This window comes from Klebsiella sp. GB_Kp056 (assembly GCF_040064755.1).
In the GTDB taxonomy this organism is placed as follows: Bacteria; Pseudomonadota; Gammaproteobacteria; order Enterobacterales; family Enterobacteriaceae; genus Klebsiella; species Klebsiella quasipneumoniae.
In genome coordinates this window covers 19,691-37,117 of the sequence record NZ_JBEAJA010000054.1, presented here as the reverse complement: position 1 = coordinate 37,117, position 17,427 = coordinate 19,691, and the positions used below count along the sequence as shown (strand labels likewise).

The window sequence follows — 17,427 nt, the reverse complement described above, 5'->3', positions numbered from 1 at the left end:
AAAAATAACCCCCGCCGCACCTGCACCAGACATCGCCCTTCTTTTTCATATCAGGATTTACGCCCCCATGAATGCGATAATCATTGACGATCATCCATTGGCACGTATCGCCATTCGCAACCTACTCGATACCAACGGTATTACCGTCGCGGCAGAGCTCGACAGCGGCGCTCATGCGGTGCAGGCCGCCGAAACGATGCAGCCTGACCTGCTGATCGTTGACGTCGATATTCCGGAGCTCAGCGGCATCGACGTTCTTGAGCAACTGCGCAAACGCCGCTACCAGGGAAAAATTATCGTCATTTCCGCCAAAAATGAACGGTTCTACGGCAAACGCAGCGCCGACTGCGGGGCCAATGGTTTTGTGAGTAAAAAAGAGGGAATGAATAATATCCTCGCCGCGATCGAGGCGGCCAATAATGGCTACAGCTATTTCCCCTTTTCACTGGAGCGCTTCTGCACCCACGGCATCACCGATCAGGACCGGCTGGATACGCTGTCAACGCAGGAGATGAAAGTCTTCCGCTATATCCTCAGCGGCGTCGACTACACCACCATCGGCAGCAAAATGAATATCAGCAATAAGACGGTCAGCACCTATAAGGTCCGTCTGATGGATAAATTAGGCTGCAGCTCCCTGCTTGAGCTTTATGACTTTGCGCAACGCAATAAAATAGGGTGATGCCATGGTCGTTCGTCTTATTTTATCCCTGATTGTCGGACTGGCGCTAAGCCACTCCCCCGCCGCGTTTGCCATGAAGCAACTGGAGCTGAAAAGCCATGCCCACATTGCGGCAATCGACATTCCGCTTAACGATACGGAAAAGGTCTGGCTGGCCGCCCGGCCGACGCTGACCGTCGGCACCTGGCTGCCTGAGATGACGCCTATCGTCTACGACAGCGACGAGGAGAGCTATCAGGGAATTAACGCCGACTATCTGGCGCTAATGGCGCACAGCCTCGGGTTGAAGGTGGTTATCCGCCAATATGACACCGAGCAGCAGGCGCTGGCCGCCCTGGCCGACCGCCAGGTGGATACCCTGCTCACTCAGGTGGCGCACCGGGATGCGCTCGCCCCGGGACTGACGCACACCGCACCGCTGATCAAAACCTGGCCGACGCTGGTCACCTCGCTAAAATCCCCCCTGCCGCCGCTGACCACCGACCGCCGCGTCACGCTGGCCTGCACCCGCGATTGCGCCTTTTTCGATATCATTCAGCAGGCGTTTCCCAACGCCAAAATCACCCTTTACGATAGCGACTATCAGGCTCTCGCCTCGGTGGTCAGCGGCGAGAATCAGTATTTCATCGGCAATAACATCACCACCGGCCACTGCATCTCGAAATATTTCTCGCAATCGCTGGTCATCGCGCACTATTTTCGTCAGCAGGAGCAGCACAACCGCTTTGTCACCCGCGAGGATCGACCGGCGCTGCACCAGCTCCTTGACCGTTTTATCCACGCTATCGACAGCGATACCGCGATGCGGATCATGCAAAACTGGCTCAACCGCGGCGATCTGTCATTTCTCAATACGCCGCTATCCTTTAGCGCCGAAGAGCAGCGCTGGCTACAGAAGCATCGTCGCGTCCGCCTGCTGGTCAACCCCTACTTTCCGCCTTTTACTCTGGTGGATGACGAGGACGAGCTGCGCGGCATTATGGCCGATATGCTGAATATTTTCTCGCTACAGACCGGGCTGCAGTTTGACCCCATCCTGGTGCGCAACCGTCAGGATCTGGCAAAGCGGATGGAAAAAGAGGACTGGGCGATCATGCCCGCCGCGACTCTGACCCCACAGCCGCAGGCCTACGTCACCCTCAGCGACCCGCTGATTAACGTGGCTTTTGTGCTGGTCGCCCGCGGCAGCGCCCCCGACCCACATCTGCTGACCCGCCCGGCGCGGATCGCCCTGCCAGTGGGGCCAATCGCCGCCCACGACCTGAAAGCGCGCTTTCCACAGGTTGACTGGGTGGAGACGGATAACGTTGGCGTCGCGATGAAGATGGTGGAGGAAGGCGAGGTGGATGCCGCGGTAGCGTCGGAGCTTTCCGCCCGCTATATGATCGACCACTATTATCCACAGGGTCTGCACTACGCCCGCATCGACGGACTCCCGGTCGCCGCCATTCGGCTGGCGATCCCGCGCGATGAGCCGGTGCTGGCCGCCATCCTCAGCAAAGCGCTGCAGGCCATTCCGCCGCGGGATATTCTGCAGATGACCGAGAAGTGGTCGAAAATTTCCAGCCAGCAAATAGAGAACTGGAGCCAGTACAGCCGCCAGTTTTACCAGCTGATCGCCTTCGCGCTGGTGCTGATCGCCATCAGCCTCGGGTGGGGACTCTCCCTGTGCCGGGAAGTGCGCAAACGCAAAGACTCTCAGCAGCGGCTGGAGGAGGAGCTGGCGCAGAAGGAGGCCCTCTCCTGCGCCCTGGAGCGGGAAAAAGACAAAGCGATTCAGGCGACAAAAGCCAAGAGTCGCTTTCTGGCCAGCATGAGCCACGAGCTGCGCACGCCGGTGAGCGCCATCGTCGGCTTTCTGGAACTGCTGGCGAAACCGGAGCTGAACGTCGGTCAGCGTAAAGAGGCGATCGAGCTGGCGGGGTCGACGGCGCAAACCCTGCTGGGGCTGATCGGTAATATTCTCGATATCGACAAGATTGAGTCGGGAAAATACCAGATCACCCCGCAGTGGAGCGAGGTCGCACAGGTCGTGTCGCAGCAGTGTCACACCTTCGGCGCGCTGGCGCAGCAAAAGGGGATCGCGCTCCACGACCATAACGCGCTACAGGAGGGGACCATGCTGTGGATCGACCCGCAGGCGCTGCGGCAAATCCTCAATAATCTCATCGGCAATGCGCTGAAGTTTACCACCGAGGGCGCGATTCAGGTCGACTGCCAGCTGACGCAAGCGGATGAGACGCAGGGGGAGCTGACCCTCATCATTAGCGACAGCGGCTGCGGGATCGGCGAAGAAGAGCAGACCACTCTCTTTCACCGTTATGCCCAGGCGCGCCAGGGGCGCAAACAGACCGGTTCCGGCCTGGGTCTGGTCATTTGCCAGGAGCTGGTCGCACTCATGCAGGGCCGACTGGAGATGGTTAGCCATCCTGGCGTGGGGACCACCTTCACCATCATCCTGCCAGTCAAGGTGAGTCGCTGCGCCGTTCGCGCGCCGAAGGCGTTGCCGGCCAGGCAGCAGGCCTTGCCCGGGCTGTCGATATTGATAGCCGACGACCATCCCACCAACCGGCTGCTGCTCAAGCGCCAGCTCAGCACTATCGGCTATAGCGTCGATGAAGCCTGCGACGGTGAAGAGGCGGAGAATAAGCTCGCTGGCAAACATTACGATCTGCTGATCACGGACCTCAATATGCCGAAGAAAGATGGCCTGACGCTGGCGGCGTCGCTACGTCGGCGCTACCCGGACCTGATGATTTGGGGGGTGACCGCCAGCGCGCTGCCGCAGTCGCGGGAGGCCTGTCTGGCCAGCGGCATGAATATGTGTCTGTTTAAGCCGGTGTCGGTACAGACGCTGAGCCACGAGCTGAGCCGTTTAGCGGTGGGCCACGCATCGCCAAACGTCGCCCGACACCTGCGGCTCAGCGTACTGACCGGAAATACCGGGGGAGACCAGGCGCTGATGACTGAGATGCTGGAGACGTTCCGCGATGCGTCGGCCGCGGATTTACAGGCTGCCGGACAGGCAATCGCCCGGCATGAGCCGCAGATCTTTCTGCGAGCGCTGCACCGTCTGCACGGTTCAGCGCAAATTCTGGGGATTACTGCGCTGCAAGCGCTGTGCGCCCCTTTTGAGGCGAAGCGGCCTGACTCGCTAACGCCGGCAAGCTGTCTGGAGGTGGTACAGCGCATCACCGGCGTCATGCGTGAGATCGATGGCGAAATCGATGCCCTGATCGGCCGCTAGCCGTTCCGGTCGGGCAGTCCGCCTGCCCGACCGTTAAGGGGACATCCTTGTCAGTTTCTTCCTCTGCGCTCTCTCAGGGTGGAACAGGTATCAGTTGCCTGCCACCAGCATCTCGCTGTCCACCACGATGCCCTCTTCAGCGCCTTTCAGCACCAGATTCGCTTCGTAATATTTTCCAGCTTTCAGCAGGTCTTGCGCCTGCGCCACCGCCTTACGGGTCTGGTTGAGCGGCATCAGATACTGGTTCTCAATTACGCCAATACCGGCCAGACGGAGGGTATCGATAGCCCCTTTCTGATCGCCTTTCGCCAGTTTTTCGTTAGCGGATTTAATGGCACTCTCTTTTTCCGGCGTGGCTATATAGTCTTCAGACAGAGCGATAGAGGCGTTAATGACCACATAGCGATCGGCGATCATTTTGGCTTTAGCATCGGTTTTCACAAACTTCGCCCAGCTGGCGTCATCGGCGGCCAGCAGCGCGGCGGCGTCGTCAGTCAGTTTTTTCGCGCTATCCGGCTGGCCATGGAACAGCGCCAGACGGGCGAACTGGACATCGCGCATCGCGTTCGCGCCCTGCACTGCCACCTGCAGCACATCGGCGGCTTCTTTCTGCACCTGCGCTGTGGCTGCCGTGGATGGCGCTGCCGTCGCGCTATCTGCTGCCCACACCGGAGAGGTACCCATCATGGTTGCCAGCAGGCTCGCCAGAATGACTTTTTTCATCGTTAACTCCTGATTAAAATCGGTAAGCATCACCAAACGCAGCCAGCTTAAAAAATATCATGGGCATTGAGAATCAGAGCCCGGAAGGAATATTGCGGGCCTTGTCTGACAGCTGTCAGACAAGGCGTATAAAGTCACCTCAGCGCTCTTATTTACGCCTGCCGATAGCGCGGCCTACTATTTTCCTCAGACCTTTCTTTTGGCCCGCTGAATAAAGCATGACGCATTTTATTCAGCGTCAGGCCGGCAACCGGGATCTGCGGAGCAATTATGTTTATGTTTAGCCATTACACCTTAAATGCGTTTAACCCACGCGTCTTGATTCGATATAAACGGCATGCCGGCTTGATGGCCGCGCTGCTGTTTATCTGCGGGGCCTGTTGCCTGGCCTGGCCGCTGGTCGCCGGCTGGTATCTCGCCACGGTGACCGGCATGTTGTTGATGATCTGCGGCTTCTACTCACTGTACAGCCTGATCGTCTTCCGCCAGCAGCACTGGAAATCACGCCTGGTGGCGCTGATCTTCGCCATCGCCTGGATCGTGCTCGGCCTGAGCTTTGTCGTTAATCCTCTTAACGGCATGAGCAGCCTGGCCCTCTTATTCGGCTTTTTATTTGTTCTCGGCGGTATTTCCCGCATCGTCAACGGGTGTCAAACCCGAAAACAAAGCGGCGCCGGCTGGAATATTTTTATCGGCCTGTTGGATTTACTTATCGCCTGCCTGTGGCTGGCCATGAATCCGCAGCAAAGCTGGATATTTATTACCGCCTTTATCGGCGTTGAAATGATATTTAGCGCCATCGGCTTGCTGGTCCTGCGCAATAAAATGAAGCACGCCCAGGCTTAAGCCCTATTTTGTCACTGGAGAAGAAAATGAATTTGCCTAAAGCACTCGTACTGACCGTAGCGGCCACCACATTCTGTCTGATGACCAGCCCGGCGTTCGCGGTTCTGGAAACCACACCGCAGAATATGACCTGTCAGGAGTTTATAGATATGAACCCAAAAAGCATGACCCCGGTGGCCTTCTGGGTGGTGAACCGCAACACCGACTTCAGCGGCGGGGACTACGTCGACTGGCATGAAGTCGAGACCGTCTCGGTGCCGAAAATGTTGCAGCAGTGCCACAAGAACCCCGCCGCCAAACTCGGCGAGCTCAATGCGGTCATCAAGAAATAACCCTGATCCCCGGCGACTCGCCGGGGGAAGTTAACCTCGTTGCCCGCCGAGATGCGGCGGGCCCCGTCTCACTCATCGCTAGCGCATTCGCACGGCAGATGGTGGCCGATAAGCTTGCGGTATAAAAACGCTCCCATAATCGCCCCCACCACCGGCGCCAGCAGCGGCACCCAAAAGTAGGGTATCGACTGCCCGCCGGTAAAGGCGATCGCGCCCCAGCCGGCCAGACTGGTAAACAGTTTAGGGCCGAAATCACGCGCCGGATTCAGCGCAAAGCCGGTTAGCGGCCCCATCGACGCGCCGATCACGGCGATCAGCAAGCCAATCAGCAACGGCGCCAGCGGCCCGCGCGGGATGCCATTGCCGTCGTCGGTCAGAGCCATGATCATCGCCATCAGGATCGCCGTGATGGTGGTCTCTACGGCAAACGCCTGCCAAAAGGTGATATGCGGATGCGGGTAGGTGGAAAAGACCCCGGCCAGGTTAAGGCTGGCGACGGTACCGCGAACGATATGCTGGCTCTGTTCAAGATCGAGAAACAGCTGACGATAGAGCCCGTACACCAGGGCGGCGGCGCAGAACGCCCCGGCCGTCTGGGCGACAATAAACGGCAGTACTTTACGGCGTTCAAAACAGGCGAACAGCCACAGGGCAATAGTGACGGCCGGATTAAGGTGCGCGCCGGAGACGCCAGCCGTCAGATAGATGGCCATGGCGACGCCGAGGCCCCAGATAATACTGATTTCCCACTGGCCAAAGCTGGCTCCGGCGACCCGCAGCGCAGCAACACAGCCCGCGCCGAAGAAAATGAGCAGTCCGGTGCCAAGAAACTCGGCCACGCACTGCCCGGTTAAGCTAGAAGTCTGGTTCATCATTGGCATCCTGAAATAGCACGTTATAGAGAGAGGCTGGCGCGAGCGCCGGCTTAATCGGCATGTCCGGCCAGCACCAGCCCGGTGGCGACCGCATTGCGCGGCCCTTCTGTTCCCCGAATGTTGCCCTGCCCGGCGACCACGCCGTAGTGCGACAGGGCGTCGGTGATAAGCTGCGGGATCTCAAAATCCAGCGATGAGCCGCCCACCAGCACCACAAAGGCGATATCGCGAATGGAACCGCCGGGGGAGACCTGGCGCAGCGCGCGCAGGCAGTTGGTAACAAACACTTTCTCCTTCGCCTGGCGGCGCACAAGACGAATTTTTTCCAGCGGGCTGGCGTTATCGATCGGCACCAGTTCGCCCTCCTTGATGTACACCACTTTGGCGAACACCGCCGGGCTGAGGGCTTCCCGGAAGAACTCCACTGCGCCATTCTCGTGGCGGATACTGAACAGGCTTTCCACTTTGGCCAGCGGGTATTTTTTTATCGCTTCCGCCTGCGAAAGATCCTCGAGACCCAGCTCGGTTTTAATCAGCAGGCTGACCATATTTCCCGCCCCGGCGAGATGCACCGCGGCGATCTGCCCCTCCGCGCTGACGATCGCCGCATCCGTCGAACCAGCGCCGAGGTCGAGGATCGCCAGCGGCGCCGCACAGCCCGGCGTGGTTAACGCCCCGGCGATGGCCATGTTGGCTTCCACGCCGCCCACGACCACCTCAGTCTGGAGTCGGGCGCTCAGCTCACGGGCGATAACCTGCATCTGCAGACGATCCGATTTCACCATCGCCGCTATCCCGACGGCATTCTCCATGGCGCACTCCCCAGCCATCCCGCCCTGCACCTTGCGCGGAACAAATGTATCCACCGCCAGCAGATCCTGGATGTAGATCGCGCTCATCTCATGGCCGGTCAGGGACGCCATCACCTTGCGCACCCGCTCGAGCATGCCGCCGGCGTGGGTGCCCGGTTCGCCGCGGATGTCGCGTACCGGAGCGCAGGCGCTTATCGCCTGCATGATCGCCTCCGCGCCCTCGGCGACATCGGCTTCTCCACGGCGCTTTTCGCCGCTGATGTAGATCTTGCCCGCCGGGATCACCCGCGACTGCACGTCGCCCTGGGGGGTCTTGAGCACCACCGCTGAGCGGTTGCCAATCAGCGCGCGGGCGATGGGGACGATGGCCTGGGTCTCCTCCGGGCTCAGCCCAAAGAAGGTGGCGATGCCGTAGGGATTCGACAGGATCCGCACCACCTGCCCCGGCGCGGCTACCTCCACTGCCGCCATCACCCCCTCGGGCACGTGCTCCAGGAGCGTCACTTCATCCACCACCGGCAGGGTTTTGCGCAGGCGGTTGTTCACCAGCACGCCGTCGTCCTTTTTGAGGATCGCCGCCACCACGTTGATCCCGCGGTCGATCGCCTCATTGAGCCACCACACGGCGTCAAGGAAATCGACGGCGTCGTCAATCAGCGCGATCCACCCCTCGGCATACTGCGCCGCCGGCAGCGTCGCCAGCCGGCCGAGGGCGATGGTCGTCCCCACGCCGACGCCCACCCCGCCCGGGGTCTGCGGGTTATGACCGATCATGGTTGACTCGGTGATAATGGTCTCGGTGATGGTCTCCATCGCCACATCGCCAATGACCGGCGCGGCTTCGTTAAGATAGATGCGAGACACATCGCGCATTGACCATGGCGTTTTCGCCAGAGCCTGCTCCAGCGCGGCGAGGGTCCCGGCGATATTGTCCCGCGTCCCTTTCATGCCCGTCGTCGCGACGATCCCGCTGGCAACAAACGTCCTCGCCTGCGGGTCGTCGGACGCCAGCGCCACCTCGGTGGTGGCGTTGCCGATATCAATCCCGGCTATTAACGGCATGCTGACCTCCGCTTAGCTTCCTTTACGCAGCTTATGCCGCTGCTGATACACTTCCGCCGCCTCCCGGACAAAGGCGGCATTCACCGTCGCATGCCAGGTGTGCTCCAGCTCGTCGGCGATCGCCAGCAGCTCCGCCTGCGAGGAGCGGAACGGGCGCAGCGCGTTATAGATAGCCAGAATGCGCTCGTCAGGGATGGCGATAAGCTCCGCCGCGCGGCGAAAATTGCGCGCCACCGCATGGCGCTGCATCTGCTCGGCAATCTGCGCCTGGTACTCAAGGGTTTGCCGGGAGATCCGCACATCCTGCGGGCCCACCTCGCCAGAGAGCACTTTCTCGAGGGTGATGTCGGTCAATGGTTTGCCGGTGGGCGTCAGGATATGCTCCGGGCAGCGGGTGGCTAACGGATAATCCTGCACGCGCATGGTTTTCTCGCTCATGGTCACTCCCTTACTAAGTCGACGTGCAGGGTGACGGGCTCGGCGTCCTGCACCACATGTTTGGTCTCTTTGATATGAAACAGGGCGGCTTTGGCCATAAATTTCGGCCGCACCATCTGGTCGTTCACCACCGGCACCGGCGAAGGTGACTCGTTGCGCGCATAGCGCGCGGCGTTTTTGCCAATCTGCCGGTAGGTCTCCAGCGTCAGCAGCGGCGCCTGGGAGAACAGCTCCAGGTTGCTGAGCGGCAGCAGATCGCGCTGATGGATGACCGTGGTCCCCTTCGACTGGATACCGATGCCGATCCCCGAGCCGCTCAGGTTCGCCGCATCCCAGGCCATAAAGGAGACGTCGGACGTGCGCAAAATGCGCACCACTCGGGCGTGAAGTCCCTCTTCCTCCACCCCGGCAATCAGCTCTTTAAGGATCGCGCCATGGGGCATATCGATCAGGGTGTGATGCTGGTGTTTATCGAAGGCGGGGCCGACGCCGATCACCACTTCATCGGCGCGTTCATCGGCAGAAGCCGCCCCGCCCTCGCGGGTTTTCAGGGTAAAAGAGGGCTGAATTTGGGTTGTCTGTTGCACAGGAATACCGCCTTATTCAATGGTGTCGGGCTGGACCACGCCCGGAATATTTTTGATCTCCGCCCAGCGTTCGGCGGAGATGCGATAGCCGGTGCCCGGCCCCTGATAGTCATTGATGTCGTTGACCGCGCTCACCACCTCGAACTGTCGATCGAGAATGGCCGAGGTCTGCAGGTAATCCCCGGTGACCCGCTGGCGCAGCATATTGAGAATATTGCTGGCGATATCCTCAAAGCCGCTGCGGCTCAGCGCGCCGACAATATCGAGGCCGGTAATATTGCGCTTCATCATCTCTTCCACCGCGCTCAGGTCCTCCACCACGTTACGCGGCGGCATCTCGTTGCTGCCGTGCGCGTAGGTGGCGGCCTCCACCTCCTCGTCGGCGATCGGCGGCAGCCCCAGCTCGCGAAAGACCGCCTGGATCGCCCGCGCCGCTTTCTGGCGAATGGCGATGGTTTCCGCCTCGGTCACTGGACGCAGTCCACCGTCAACCATCAGGTCGCGCTGCAGGATGTTGTAATCATCAAAATCTTCCGCATCGAAGTTCGAGCCGGCGAACATGTTGTCGTAGTTCGGCACCGCGCTGTAGCCGGAGAAAATAAAGTCGGTGCCCGGCAGCATCTGCATCAGGGTGCGCGCGGTGCGGCGGATATCCGAGTGGGAGAAGGTCTGGTCGTTGGCCGAGGCCACTTCGAGGTCGAGCATGGAGGCGATCAGATTTTCCGCCAGCACCGCCCGAATGCCCGAGGGCACGGCGCCGGTCATGCCGATGCAGCTCACCGCCCCGTTCTGTAGACCCTGCACCCCGGCGCCTTTGGTAATGAAGATGCAACGCGATTCGAGGTAGAGCATCGACTTGCTCTCCGAATAGCCCATCAGCGCTTCGGAGCCGGTGCCGGAGGTGTAGCGCATTTTCAGCCCCCGAGAGGCGTAGGCCGAGGCGAGGAACGCCTTTGACCATGGGGTGTCATCGCCGTCGGTAAATACCGCCTCGGTGCCGTAGACTGACACCGTCTCGGCGTAACTGGTTAAGCCACGCATGCCCAGCTCCAGCTCGGTGGCCTCTTCCACCGAGCATTGCGTCAACACGCCGGGGCGGCCGCACTGCGAGCCGACCAGCAGCGCCAGGGCGTTAAACGGGGCATAGCGCGCAATACCGACCGTGGTCTCCTGCTCGGAGAAGCCGCGGATCCCGGCCTCGGCGGCGTCGGCGGCAATCTGCACCGGATTATCCTTCAGGTTGGTGACATGGCACTGGTTGGAGGGCGTTCGGCGGGCGCGCATCTTTTGCAGCGCCATCATCATCTCCACCACGTTCATCTGCGCCATGACTTCAACCGCTTTGGCCGGCGTGATGGCGGTGGTGATGGCGATGATCTCCTCCCGGCTGACGTGGATATCCACCAGCATGCGGGCTATCTCCAGCGCCTCCAGACGCATCGCCTGCTCCGTGCGCTCAATGTTGATCGCGTAGTCGGCGATAAACCGGTCGATCATATCAAACTGGTCCCGGCGCTTGCCGTCCAGCTCGACGATCCGACCGTTTTCCACTTTGACCGACGAGACCGGGTCAAAGGGGCTTTCCATGGCGATCAGTCCCTCTTCAGGCCACTCGCCAATCAGCCCGTCCTGATTGACGGGGCGCTGGGCCAGTACTGCAAATCGTTTTGATCTTTTCATTGTTCATGGGCTCAAAAGGTGAAATCCGCAGACGGTAGCGAACACGCCGGGCCAGCGTCGCTGCCCGCCCGGCCATTACCGGCAATAGCGGAACTTTAAAGGAGCCACTGGTGAAAAAAATAAAATTAATTTTGTTTCAATCTGGCACGTTAAATCGGCAAACAGTTTCACTATGAAACCCCGCCGCAACGGCTAAAATAAAAAATGTGATCGCCAGCATTGATATAAATCAATTAATAAAAAAAGCCCGCCACCGCGTTTTTCCGAAGCCTTTTTAGACCTGTTGACTAAATCATGGCGGGCGACAAAATAACGCTGAGAAAAATAAATTAAGCCAACCGCGTGGCGATAGTTTTTTTACTTTCGCCCCCTACTGACTATTCGCGTCAGCATTACCCTGGCGCGGGAGATAATCATGAACAAGAGCCAACACATTCAGACTATCACCCTGGCCGCCGCCCAGAAAATGGCGGCGGCAGTGGAGAAAAAAGCTAATGAGATCAACGTAGCGGTGGTATTTTCCGTGGTTGACCGCGGCGGCAACACGCTGCTTGTCCAGCGGATGGACGAGGCCTTTGTCTCCAGCTGCGATATTTCGTTGAATAAAGCCTGGAGCGCCTGCAGCCTGAAACAAGGCACCCATGAAATTACGCCAGCGGTTCAGCCCGGACAATCTCTGTATGGTCTGCAACTGACCAATCAACAGCGAATCATTATTTTTGGCGGCGGCCTGCCGGTTATTTTAAACCAGCAGATAATTGGTGCCGTCGGCGTTAGCGGCGGTACGGTCGAACAGGATCAATTATTAGCCCAGTGCGCCCTGGATTGTTTTTCCGCATTATAACCTGAAGCGAGAAGGTATATTATGAGCTATCGTATGTTTGATTATCTGGTGCCAAACGTTAACTTTTTTGGTCCCAACGCTATTTCCGTGGTCGGTGACCGCTGCAAGCTGCTGGGGGGTAAAAAAGCCCTGCTGGTTACCGACAAAGGCCTGCGGGCGATAAAAGATGGCGCGGTGGATAAAACTCTGCATTATCTGCGGGAGGCCGGCATCGAGGTGGCGATCTTTGACGGCGTCGAGCCGAACCCGAAAGACACCAACGTGCGCGACGGTCTCGCCGTGTTTCGCCGCGAGCAGTGCGATCTTATCGTCACCGTGGGCGGCGGCAGCCCGCACGACTGCGGCAAAGGCATCGGTATCGCCGCCACCCATGAGGGCGATCTTTATCAGTATGCCGGGATTGAGACCCTGACCAACCCGCTGCCGCCCATCGTCGCGGTCAACACCACCGCCGGCACCGCCAGCGAGGTCACCCGCCACTGCGTCCTGACCAACACCCAAACCAAAGTGAAGTTTGTGATCGTCAGCTGGCGCAACCTGCCGTCGGTCTCCATCAACGATCCGCTGCTAATGATCGGCAAACCGGCCGCCCTGACCGCGGCGACCGGGATGGATGCCCTGACCCACGCCGTAGAGGCCTATATCTCTAAAGACGCCAACCCGGTGACTGACGCCGCCGCCATGCAGGCGATCCGCCTCATCGCCCGCAACCTGCGCCAGGCCGTCGCCCTCGGCAGCAATCTTCAGGCGCGGGAAAACATGGCCTACGCCTCTCTGCTGGCCGGGATGGCCTTCAATAACGCCAACCTCGGTTATGTGCACGCCATGGCGCATCAGCTGGGCGGGCTGTACGACATGCCGCACGGCGTGGCCAACGCCGTCCTGCTGCCGCACGTGGCTCGCTATAACCTGATAGCCAACCCGGAAAAATTCGCCGATATCGCCGAACTGATGGGCGAAAATATCGCCGGACTGTCGACCCTCGACGCGGCGGAAAAAGCTATCGCCGCCATCGCGCGTCTGTCGATGGATATCGGGATTCCGCAGCATCTGCGCGATCTGGGGGTGAAAGAGGCCGACTTCCCTTACATGGCGGAGATGGCCCTGAAAGACGGCAACGCGTTCTCGAACCCGCGTAAGGGCAACGAGCAGGAGATTGCCGCGATTTTCCGCCAGGCATTCTGAGTGTTAACGAGGGGACCGTCATGTCGCTTTCACCGCCGGGCGTACGCCTGTTTTACGATCCGCGCGGGCACCATGCCTGCGCCATCAATGAGCTGTGCTGGGGGCTGGAGGAGCAGGGGGTCCCCTGCCAGACCGTATCCTGCGACGAAGGCGGTGACGCCGATACGCTGAGCGCCCTGGCGGCCAGAAGCTCGACGCTGCGGGTGGGCATTGGGCTCAGCGCAGCCGGCGAGATCGCGCTAACCCATGCCCAGCTGCCGGCGGACGCGCCGCTGGCGACCGGGCACGTCACCGATAGCCGCGATCATCTGCGTACGCTCGGCGCCAACGCCGGGCAGCTGGTGAAAGTCCTGCCGTTAAGTGAGAGAAGCTGAATGTACCGTATCTATACCCGCACCGGAGATAAAGGCACCACCGCCCTGTACGGCGGCAGCCGCATCGAGAAAGACCATATTCGCGTCGAGGCCTACGGCACCGTCGATGAACTGATATCCCAGCTGGGCGTCTGCTACGCCACCACCCGCGACGCCGGGCTGCGGGCAAGTCTGCATCAGATTCAGGAGACGCTGTTCGCGCTGGGGGCCGAACTGGCCAGCGATGCGCGGGGCCTGGTCCGCCTGAGCCAGACGATCGGCGAGGAGGAGATCACCGCCCTGGAGCGACTTATCGACCGCAATATGGCCGAAAGCGGCCCCCTGAAACAGTTTGTGATCCCGGGGAAGAATCTCGCCTCCGCCCAGCTGCACGTGGCGCGCACCCTGGCCCGTCGGCTGGAACGTCTGCTGACGGCCATGGACCGCTCGCACCCTCTGCGCGACGCGCTCAAACGCTACAGCAATCGTCTGTCGGACGCCCTGTTCTCCATGGCGCGTATCGAGGAGACTAGGCCTGATGCTTGCGCTTGAACTGGCTGGCGTCGATATCGTACTGCTTCATTTTGCGCCACAGGGTGGTGCGGCCGATATTCAGCAGTTGCGACATCTCCTGCACCCGCCCGCTGGTCACCCGGGCGGCGTGGATGATGGCCTCTTTTTCGATGGCGCTAAAGGTCAGGCTGGCCGGCAGCAGCGATGAGCCGCTATCGGCCCCCGGCCGATCGGAAAAGAGATATTCCGGCAGGTTGCTCAGGCGAATGTGGCCGTTATCGCTGCTGATGGCGATGTTCTCTATCACGCTGTTAAGCTCAAAATCATTTCCCGGCCACGAGTAGGCCACCAGCTGGGCCAGCGCGTCATCGTCCACTTTCAGCCGGGAAGAGAAACGCTTCTCCAGGCTTTTCAGCCGGTTATGCACCAGCGACGGGATACTGTTGCGCCGGGCGCGCAGCGGCGGAATGACGATCTCGAAAGAGTGCAGCGCATAGTACAGCTGGCGGCTAAAGCGGTTCTGTTCCACCAGGTTGGCCAGATCGACGGTGGTGGTGGCGATCACCTTCACATCCACCGGGATCAGGCGGCGGGCGTCGAGGCGGGTAAGCACTCCCTGTTTAATCACCTGCAGCAGGGCGGACTGCAGCTCCGGCGCCAGATACTCAATTTTTTCCAGAAACAGGGTGCCGCCGTTGGCCAGCTCAAGGCGGCTCAGGCGGCCATTTTCATCATCGGTGGGGGCGCTCCCCATAAAGTCCTGGCCCAGCACGCTGTCGGCATACAGCTGGCAGTTGACGGCGATGTAGGGGCCGCCCGCCCGCTCGCTTTCATTGTGGATGGCCTGGCTCAGCAGTTCTTTCCCCACCCCCTCTTCACCGCACAGCAGTACCGGAAAGCCGCCGCGCGCCGCCTGGCGGCCAAAGTGGATCAGCCGCCGGGTTTCCGGATCGTCGGCTGACATCTGCTCAAAGGTGTGGCTGACTTTGCCCAGCTGGCTGGTCATCAGCTGACGCATCTGCTCCACCGGGTGCAGCAGCAGAATAAAGCTGTTGCCTTGCGACTCGACAATCGGTTTTAAGGTGATCACCGCGTCGATAAACTGGTGCTGGCTTTCAAAGGTGACTTCAACGTGATTCAGGCCGCGGGCGTGTTTGATGGCGCGGCGCAGCAGCGCCGGCAGGGTCACCAGATCGGCGATATTTTTTCCCTGGCTGGCCTGGGCATCAAGATGCAGCAGTCTCGCCGCCTGAACATTGAGAAATTGCAGTACCCCCTGTTCGTTCCACGCCATCACCCCGTCGTCCATGCTCTCCAGCAGGCCGTACATTTGATTGAGGTGGCGGTTGGATTCCGCCAGCAGGCTGTCGGTGAGCAGGGAATTGCCCACCTCGCGGGCGATGGCCAGCGTCAGGGAGAGGTCGGCGCTGGACTGGTGCTCCATCAGACAGCAAAGCGAGATAGAGCCGAACAGCCGCCCGTGGTTATCGAACACCGGCGTCGAACAAAAGCTCCATGGCTGCAGGGCCTGCTTAAAATGCCGATCGCCGGCGGTGTTGATCGGCTGCCCCTGCATCGCGGCCAGCGACAGCGCGCAGGTGCCGATAATGCTCTCCGCGCAGTAGCTGCCGTCGCGAAACCCCAGGTCAGCCAGCTGCGCCAGCGTTTGCGGTTCGCCGCAGCGGCTCAGAATACAGGCAGTCTCATCAAGGATAAACAGCGCGCAGGGGCGACCGTCCATAAACTCCCAAGCGTCCTCCAGCGCCGCCTGACCGATGGTCAGCAGCGCGGTTTTACGCCGACAGATCGAGTCAAAGGTCAGGCCCTGGGCCTGGTGCGGTTTTTGCCAGGTTTCGCGCTGCATAAACTTGCTGCAGCGATGCCATGACTGGGCGATGACGGAAGAGACCGCCTTCCCGGTATCCTGAGTCTGAACAGTCATACTGTTTTCCGCGTTTTACCATAGAGAACCCCTCCGGCAGCCGCTGCCAGAGGGGAGAAAGAAAGACCGCCGACCGGCGCCAGCGGTTTAGCCACCGCGAATTAACGCGCCAGCCACTGCTGGCCTAACAGATCGGCGGTGAGGATAGCGGCGTGCACGCTCTCCGGGGTCACCGCAAACGGCATATTGTGGATGGTTTCCCCTTCCGCGCAGGTGGCTTTCGCCACCGCGGCGATTTTCGCGTCGATCCCCTCTTTGACGCCCATCTGCGCGAGGGTCACCGGCAGGCCGACGCGCTGGCAGAAGCCCAGCACGGTTTCAATCTCGTCCATCGGGCTGTTCTGCAGCACCAGCTGCGCCAGGGTGCCGAAGGCCACTTTCTCGCCGTGATACAGGTGATGGCACTCTTCCAGAATGGTGAAACCGTTGTGGATCGCGTGGGCGGCGGCCAGGCCGCTGCTTTCAAAGCCAATGCCGCTGAGGTAGGTGTTCGCTTCGATGATGCGCTCCAGCGCTTCGGTCACCACCCCGGCCTGCGCCGCCAGACGGGCCTTTTCGCCCTCCGCCAGCAGCGTATCATAGCACAGGCGGGCCAGGCTCAGCGCCGCCTCGGTGGACTGCCCCCCGGCCATGCTGGTGGCGCGCGCATCGTAGCAGGCTTTGGCCTCAAACCAGGTGGAGAGCGCATCGCCCATGCCGGAGACCAGCAGGCGTACCGGCGCTTTGGCGATAATCGCCGTGTCCATCACCACCATATCCGGGTTTTTCGGATAGATCAGATACTCTTCAAACTCGCCCGCTTCGGTGTAGATCACCGACAGCGCGCTGGTCGGCGCATCGGTCGAAGCGATGGTCGGGATCACCACCACAGGCAGCTTCTGGTAGTAACCGATCGCCTTCGCGGTATCGAGGGTTTTACCGCCGCCGATGCCAACCACGCCGCGGCAGCCCTGTTTTTGCAAAATCGCCATCAGGCGGTTAATTTCCGCATGGCTGCATTCGCCGTTAAACCGTTCCGCATGGCAGCGAATATCGTGACTCTGCAGGCCATTCACCACTTTCTCCCCCGCCAGCTTCATCACGAAGTCGTCAGCGATGACGAAGAAGCTCTCCGCCAGGTTTTTGGCATATTGACCGAACAGGACAGCAGCATCAGGACCCTGAAGATATTTGGCTGGAGATTGAATAACTTTTAGCATTCCTTTCACCCTCAAATAAGTGCGCATGTAGACATGATGAGCCCTGGCGTTATCCGCGCCGGCCGGTAAAGCGCGGCCTCAACGGAATGTACCGGAGCAGTGCGATC

16 protein-coding genes are annotated in these 17,427 nt (G+C 60.2%); 8 read left to right on the top strand and 8 right to left on the bottom strand.

Translation table 11 applies throughout. The features are described 5' to 3' along the window. The first annotated feature begins 67 nt into the window (after nucleotides 1–67). Together evgA and ABLV52_RS15485 are read left to right on the top strand one after the other, a co-directional pair. Nucleotides 68–682 carry an acid-sensing system DNA-binding response regulator EvgA gene (gene evgA, locus ABLV52_RS15490; RefSeq protein ID WP_023291050.1) on the top strand — a complete coding sequence of 205 codons (615 nt, stop codon included), beginning with the start codon at nucleotides 68–70 and terminating at the stop codon, nucleotides 680–682. Nucleotides 683–686: 4 nt separating this feature from the next. Then, nucleotides 687–3,929: a transporter substrate-binding domain-containing protein gene (locus ABLV52_RS15485; protein ID WP_348890578.1), complete on the top strand. Its 3,243-nt coding sequence runs from the start codon at nucleotides 687–689 to the stop codon at nucleotides 3,927–3,929. A gap of 90 nt (nucleotides 3,930–4,019) precedes the next feature. Here the strand turns inward: ABLV52_RS15485 and ABLV52_RS15480 are convergent, their stop codons facing one another. After that, nucleotides 4,020–4,682 carry a YfdX family protein gene (locus ABLV52_RS15480; protein WP_348890650.1) on the bottom strand — a complete coding sequence of 221 codons (663 nt, stop codon included), beginning with the start codon at nucleotides 4,680–4,682 and terminating at the stop codon, nucleotides 4,020–4,022. A gap of 240 nt (nucleotides 4,683–4,922) precedes the next feature. Between ABLV52_RS15480 and ABLV52_RS15475 the strand changes: the two genes are divergently transcribed. Together ABLV52_RS15475 and hdeB are read left to right on the top strand one after the other, a co-directional pair. Continuing rightward, nucleotides 4,923–5,498 carry an HdeD family acid-resistance protein gene (locus ABLV52_RS15475; RefSeq protein ID WP_064155339.1) on the top strand — a complete coding sequence of 192 codons (576 nt, stop codon included), beginning with the start codon at nucleotides 4,923–4,925 and terminating at the stop codon, nucleotides 5,496–5,498. 26 nt (nucleotides 5,499–5,524) lie between these two features. Next, a complete protein-coding gene (gene hdeB / locus ABLV52_RS15470; RefSeq protein WP_348890577.1) occupies nucleotides 5,525–5,830 on the top strand; it encodes an acid-activated periplasmic chaperone HdeB in 306 nt (101 codons plus the stop codon). A gap of 68 nt (nucleotides 5,831–5,898) precedes the next feature. Here hdeB and ABLV52_RS15465 read toward each other — a convergent pair whose 3' ends face one another. The 5 genes from ABLV52_RS15465 to ABLV52_RS15445 are packed head-to-tail and all read right to left on the bottom strand — an operon-like array spanning nucleotide 5,899 to nucleotide 11,284. Further along, on the bottom strand, nucleotides 5,899–6,702 hold the full coding sequence (locus tag ABLV52_RS15465; RefSeq protein WP_032428996.1) for an MIP/aquaporin family protein: 804 nt from the start codon (nucleotides 6,700–6,702) through the stop codon (nucleotides 5,899–5,901). 53 nt (nucleotides 6,703–6,755) lie between these two features. Further along, the gene (locus ABLV52_RS15460) at nucleotides 6,756–8,579 is read right to left on the bottom strand and encodes a diol dehydratase reactivase subunit alpha (protein ID WP_060590413.1); all 1,824 of its coding nucleotides are present in this window, start codon (nucleotides 8,577–8,579) and stop codon (nucleotides 6,756–6,758) included. Between the two features lie 12 nt (nucleotides 8,580–8,591). Next, nucleotides 8,592–9,017, bottom strand: a complete 426-nt coding sequence (locus tag ABLV52_RS15455) for a glycerol dehydratase small subunit DhaB3 (RefSeq protein ID WP_023291057.1) — start codon at nucleotides 9,015–9,017, stop codon at nucleotides 8,592–8,594. A 2-nt stretch (nucleotides 9,018–9,019) separates the two neighbouring features. After that, the gene (locus ABLV52_RS15450; protein WP_023291058.1) at nucleotides 9,020–9,604 is read right to left on the bottom strand and encodes a propanediol/glycerol family dehydratase medium subunit; all 585 of its coding nucleotides are present in this window, start codon (nucleotides 9,602–9,604) and stop codon (nucleotides 9,020–9,022) included. Nucleotides 9,605–9,616: 12 nt separating this feature from the next. Beyond that, nucleotides 9,617–11,284: a propanediol/glycerol family dehydratase large subunit gene (locus ABLV52_RS15445; RefSeq protein WP_023291059.1), complete on the bottom strand. Its 1,668-nt coding sequence runs from the start codon at nucleotides 11,282–11,284 to the stop codon at nucleotides 9,617–9,619. Nucleotides 11,285–11,699: 415 nt separating this feature from the next. On the opposite strand from ABLV52_RS15445, the gene ABLV52_RS15440 reads away from it, so the two are divergent. Genes ABLV52_RS15440 through ABLV52_RS15425 form a run of 4 tightly spaced genes read left to right on the top strand, consistent with a single transcriptional unit; the run spans nucleotide 11,700 to nucleotide 14,218 of the window. Then, the gene (locus ABLV52_RS15440; protein ID WP_032454130.1) at nucleotides 11,700–12,128 is read left to right on the top strand and encodes a heme-binding protein; all 429 of its coding nucleotides are present in this window, start codon (nucleotides 11,700–11,702) and stop codon (nucleotides 12,126–12,128) included. Nucleotides 12,129–12,149: 21 nt separating this feature from the next. Beyond that, complete coding sequence (gene dhaT, locus ABLV52_RS15435; protein ID WP_044524803.1) at nucleotides 12,150–13,313, top strand: 1,3-propanediol dehydrogenase; 1,164 nt, start codon at nucleotides 12,150–12,152, stop codon at nucleotides 13,311–13,313. 20 nt (nucleotides 13,314–13,333) lie between these two features. After that, entirely contained in the window at nucleotides 13,334–13,687 is a 354-nt protein-coding gene (locus tag ABLV52_RS15430) for a glycerol dehydratase reactivase beta/small subunit family protein (RefSeq protein WP_023291062.1), read from the top strand. Then, nucleotides 13,688–14,218, top strand: a complete 531-nt coding sequence (locus ABLV52_RS15425; RefSeq protein ID WP_044524805.1) for a cob(I)yrinic acid a,c-diamide adenosyltransferase — start codon at nucleotides 13,688–13,690, stop codon at nucleotides 14,216–14,218. Here ABLV52_RS15425 and dhaR read toward each other — a convergent pair. Both dhaR and ABLV52_RS15415 read right to left on the bottom strand, forming a co-directional pair. After that, nucleotides 14,196–16,121, bottom strand: a complete 1,926-nt coding sequence (dhaR, locus tag ABLV52_RS15420; protein WP_023291064.1) for a dihydroxyacetone kinase operon transcriptional regulator DhaR — start codon at nucleotides 16,119–16,121, stop codon at nucleotides 14,196–14,198. The two genes, ABLV52_RS15425 and dhaR, sit on opposite strands and share 23 nt — an antisense overlap. Nucleotides 16,122–16,222: 101 nt before the next feature. Further along, the gene (locus tag ABLV52_RS15415; RefSeq protein WP_008806556.1) at nucleotides 16,223–17,320 is read right to left on the bottom strand and encodes a glycerol dehydrogenase; all 1,098 of its coding nucleotides are present in this window, start codon (nucleotides 17,318–17,320) and stop codon (nucleotides 16,223–16,225) included. Nucleotides 17,321–17,427: the final 107 nt, after the last annotated feature.

Excerpts from the sequence above, each read along its gene's own strand:
- evgA (WP_023291050.1), top strand. The coding sequence starts at position 68 with ATGAATGCGATAATCATTGACGATCATCCATTGGCACGTATCGCCATT.
- ABLV52_RS15445 (WP_023291059.1), bottom strand. The coding sequence starts at position 11,284 with ATGAAAAGATCAAAACGATTTGCAGTACTGGCCCAGCGCCCCGTCAAT.
- ABLV52_RS15455 (WP_023291057.1), bottom strand. The coding sequence starts at position 9,017 with ATGAGCGAGAAAACCATGCGCGTGCAGGATTATCCGTTAGCCACCCGC.
- dhaR (WP_023291064.1), bottom strand. The coding sequence starts at position 16,121 with ATGACTGTTCAGACTCAGGATACCGGGAAGGCGGTCTCTTCCGTCATC.
- dhaT (WP_044524803.1), top strand. The coding sequence starts at position 12,150 with ATGAGCTATCGTATGTTTGATTATCTGGTGCCAAACGTTAACTTTTTT.
- ABLV52_RS15480 (WP_348890650.1), bottom strand. The coding sequence starts at position 4,682 with ATGCTTACCGATTTTAATCAGGAGTTAACGATGAAAAAAGTCATTCTG.
- ABLV52_RS15475 (WP_064155339.1), top strand. The coding sequence starts at position 4,923 with ATGTTTATGTTTAGCCATTACACCTTAAATGCGTTTAACCCACGCGTC.
- ABLV52_RS15430 (WP_023291062.1), top strand. The coding sequence starts at position 13,334 with ATGTCGCTTTCACCGCCGGGCGTACGCCTGTTTTACGATCCGCGCGGG.
- ABLV52_RS15440 (WP_032454130.1), top strand. The coding sequence starts at position 11,700 with ATGAACAAGAGCCAACACATTCAGACTATCACCCTGGCCGCCGCCCAG.
- ABLV52_RS15460 (WP_060590413.1), bottom strand. The coding sequence starts at position 8,579 with ATGCCGTTAATAGCCGGGATTGATATCGGCAACGCCACCACCGAGGTG.
- hdeB (WP_348890577.1), top strand. The coding sequence starts at position 5,525 with ATGAATTTGCCTAAAGCACTCGTACTGACCGTAGCGGCCACCACATTC.
- ABLV52_RS15485 (WP_348890578.1), top strand. The coding sequence starts at position 687 with ATGGTCGTTCGTCTTATTTTATCCCTGATTGTCGGACTGGCGCTAAGC.
- ABLV52_RS15425 (WP_044524805.1), top strand. The coding sequence starts at position 13,688 with ATGTACCGTATCTATACCCGCACCGGAGATAAAGGCACCACCGCCCTG.
- ABLV52_RS15415 (WP_008806556.1), bottom strand. The coding sequence starts at position 17,320 with ATGCTAAAAGTTATTCAATCTCCAGCCAAATATCTTCAGGGTCCTGAT.
- ABLV52_RS15465 (WP_032428996.1), bottom strand. The coding sequence starts at position 6,702 with ATGAACCAGACTTCTAGCTTAACCGGGCAGTGCGTGGCCGAGTTTCTT.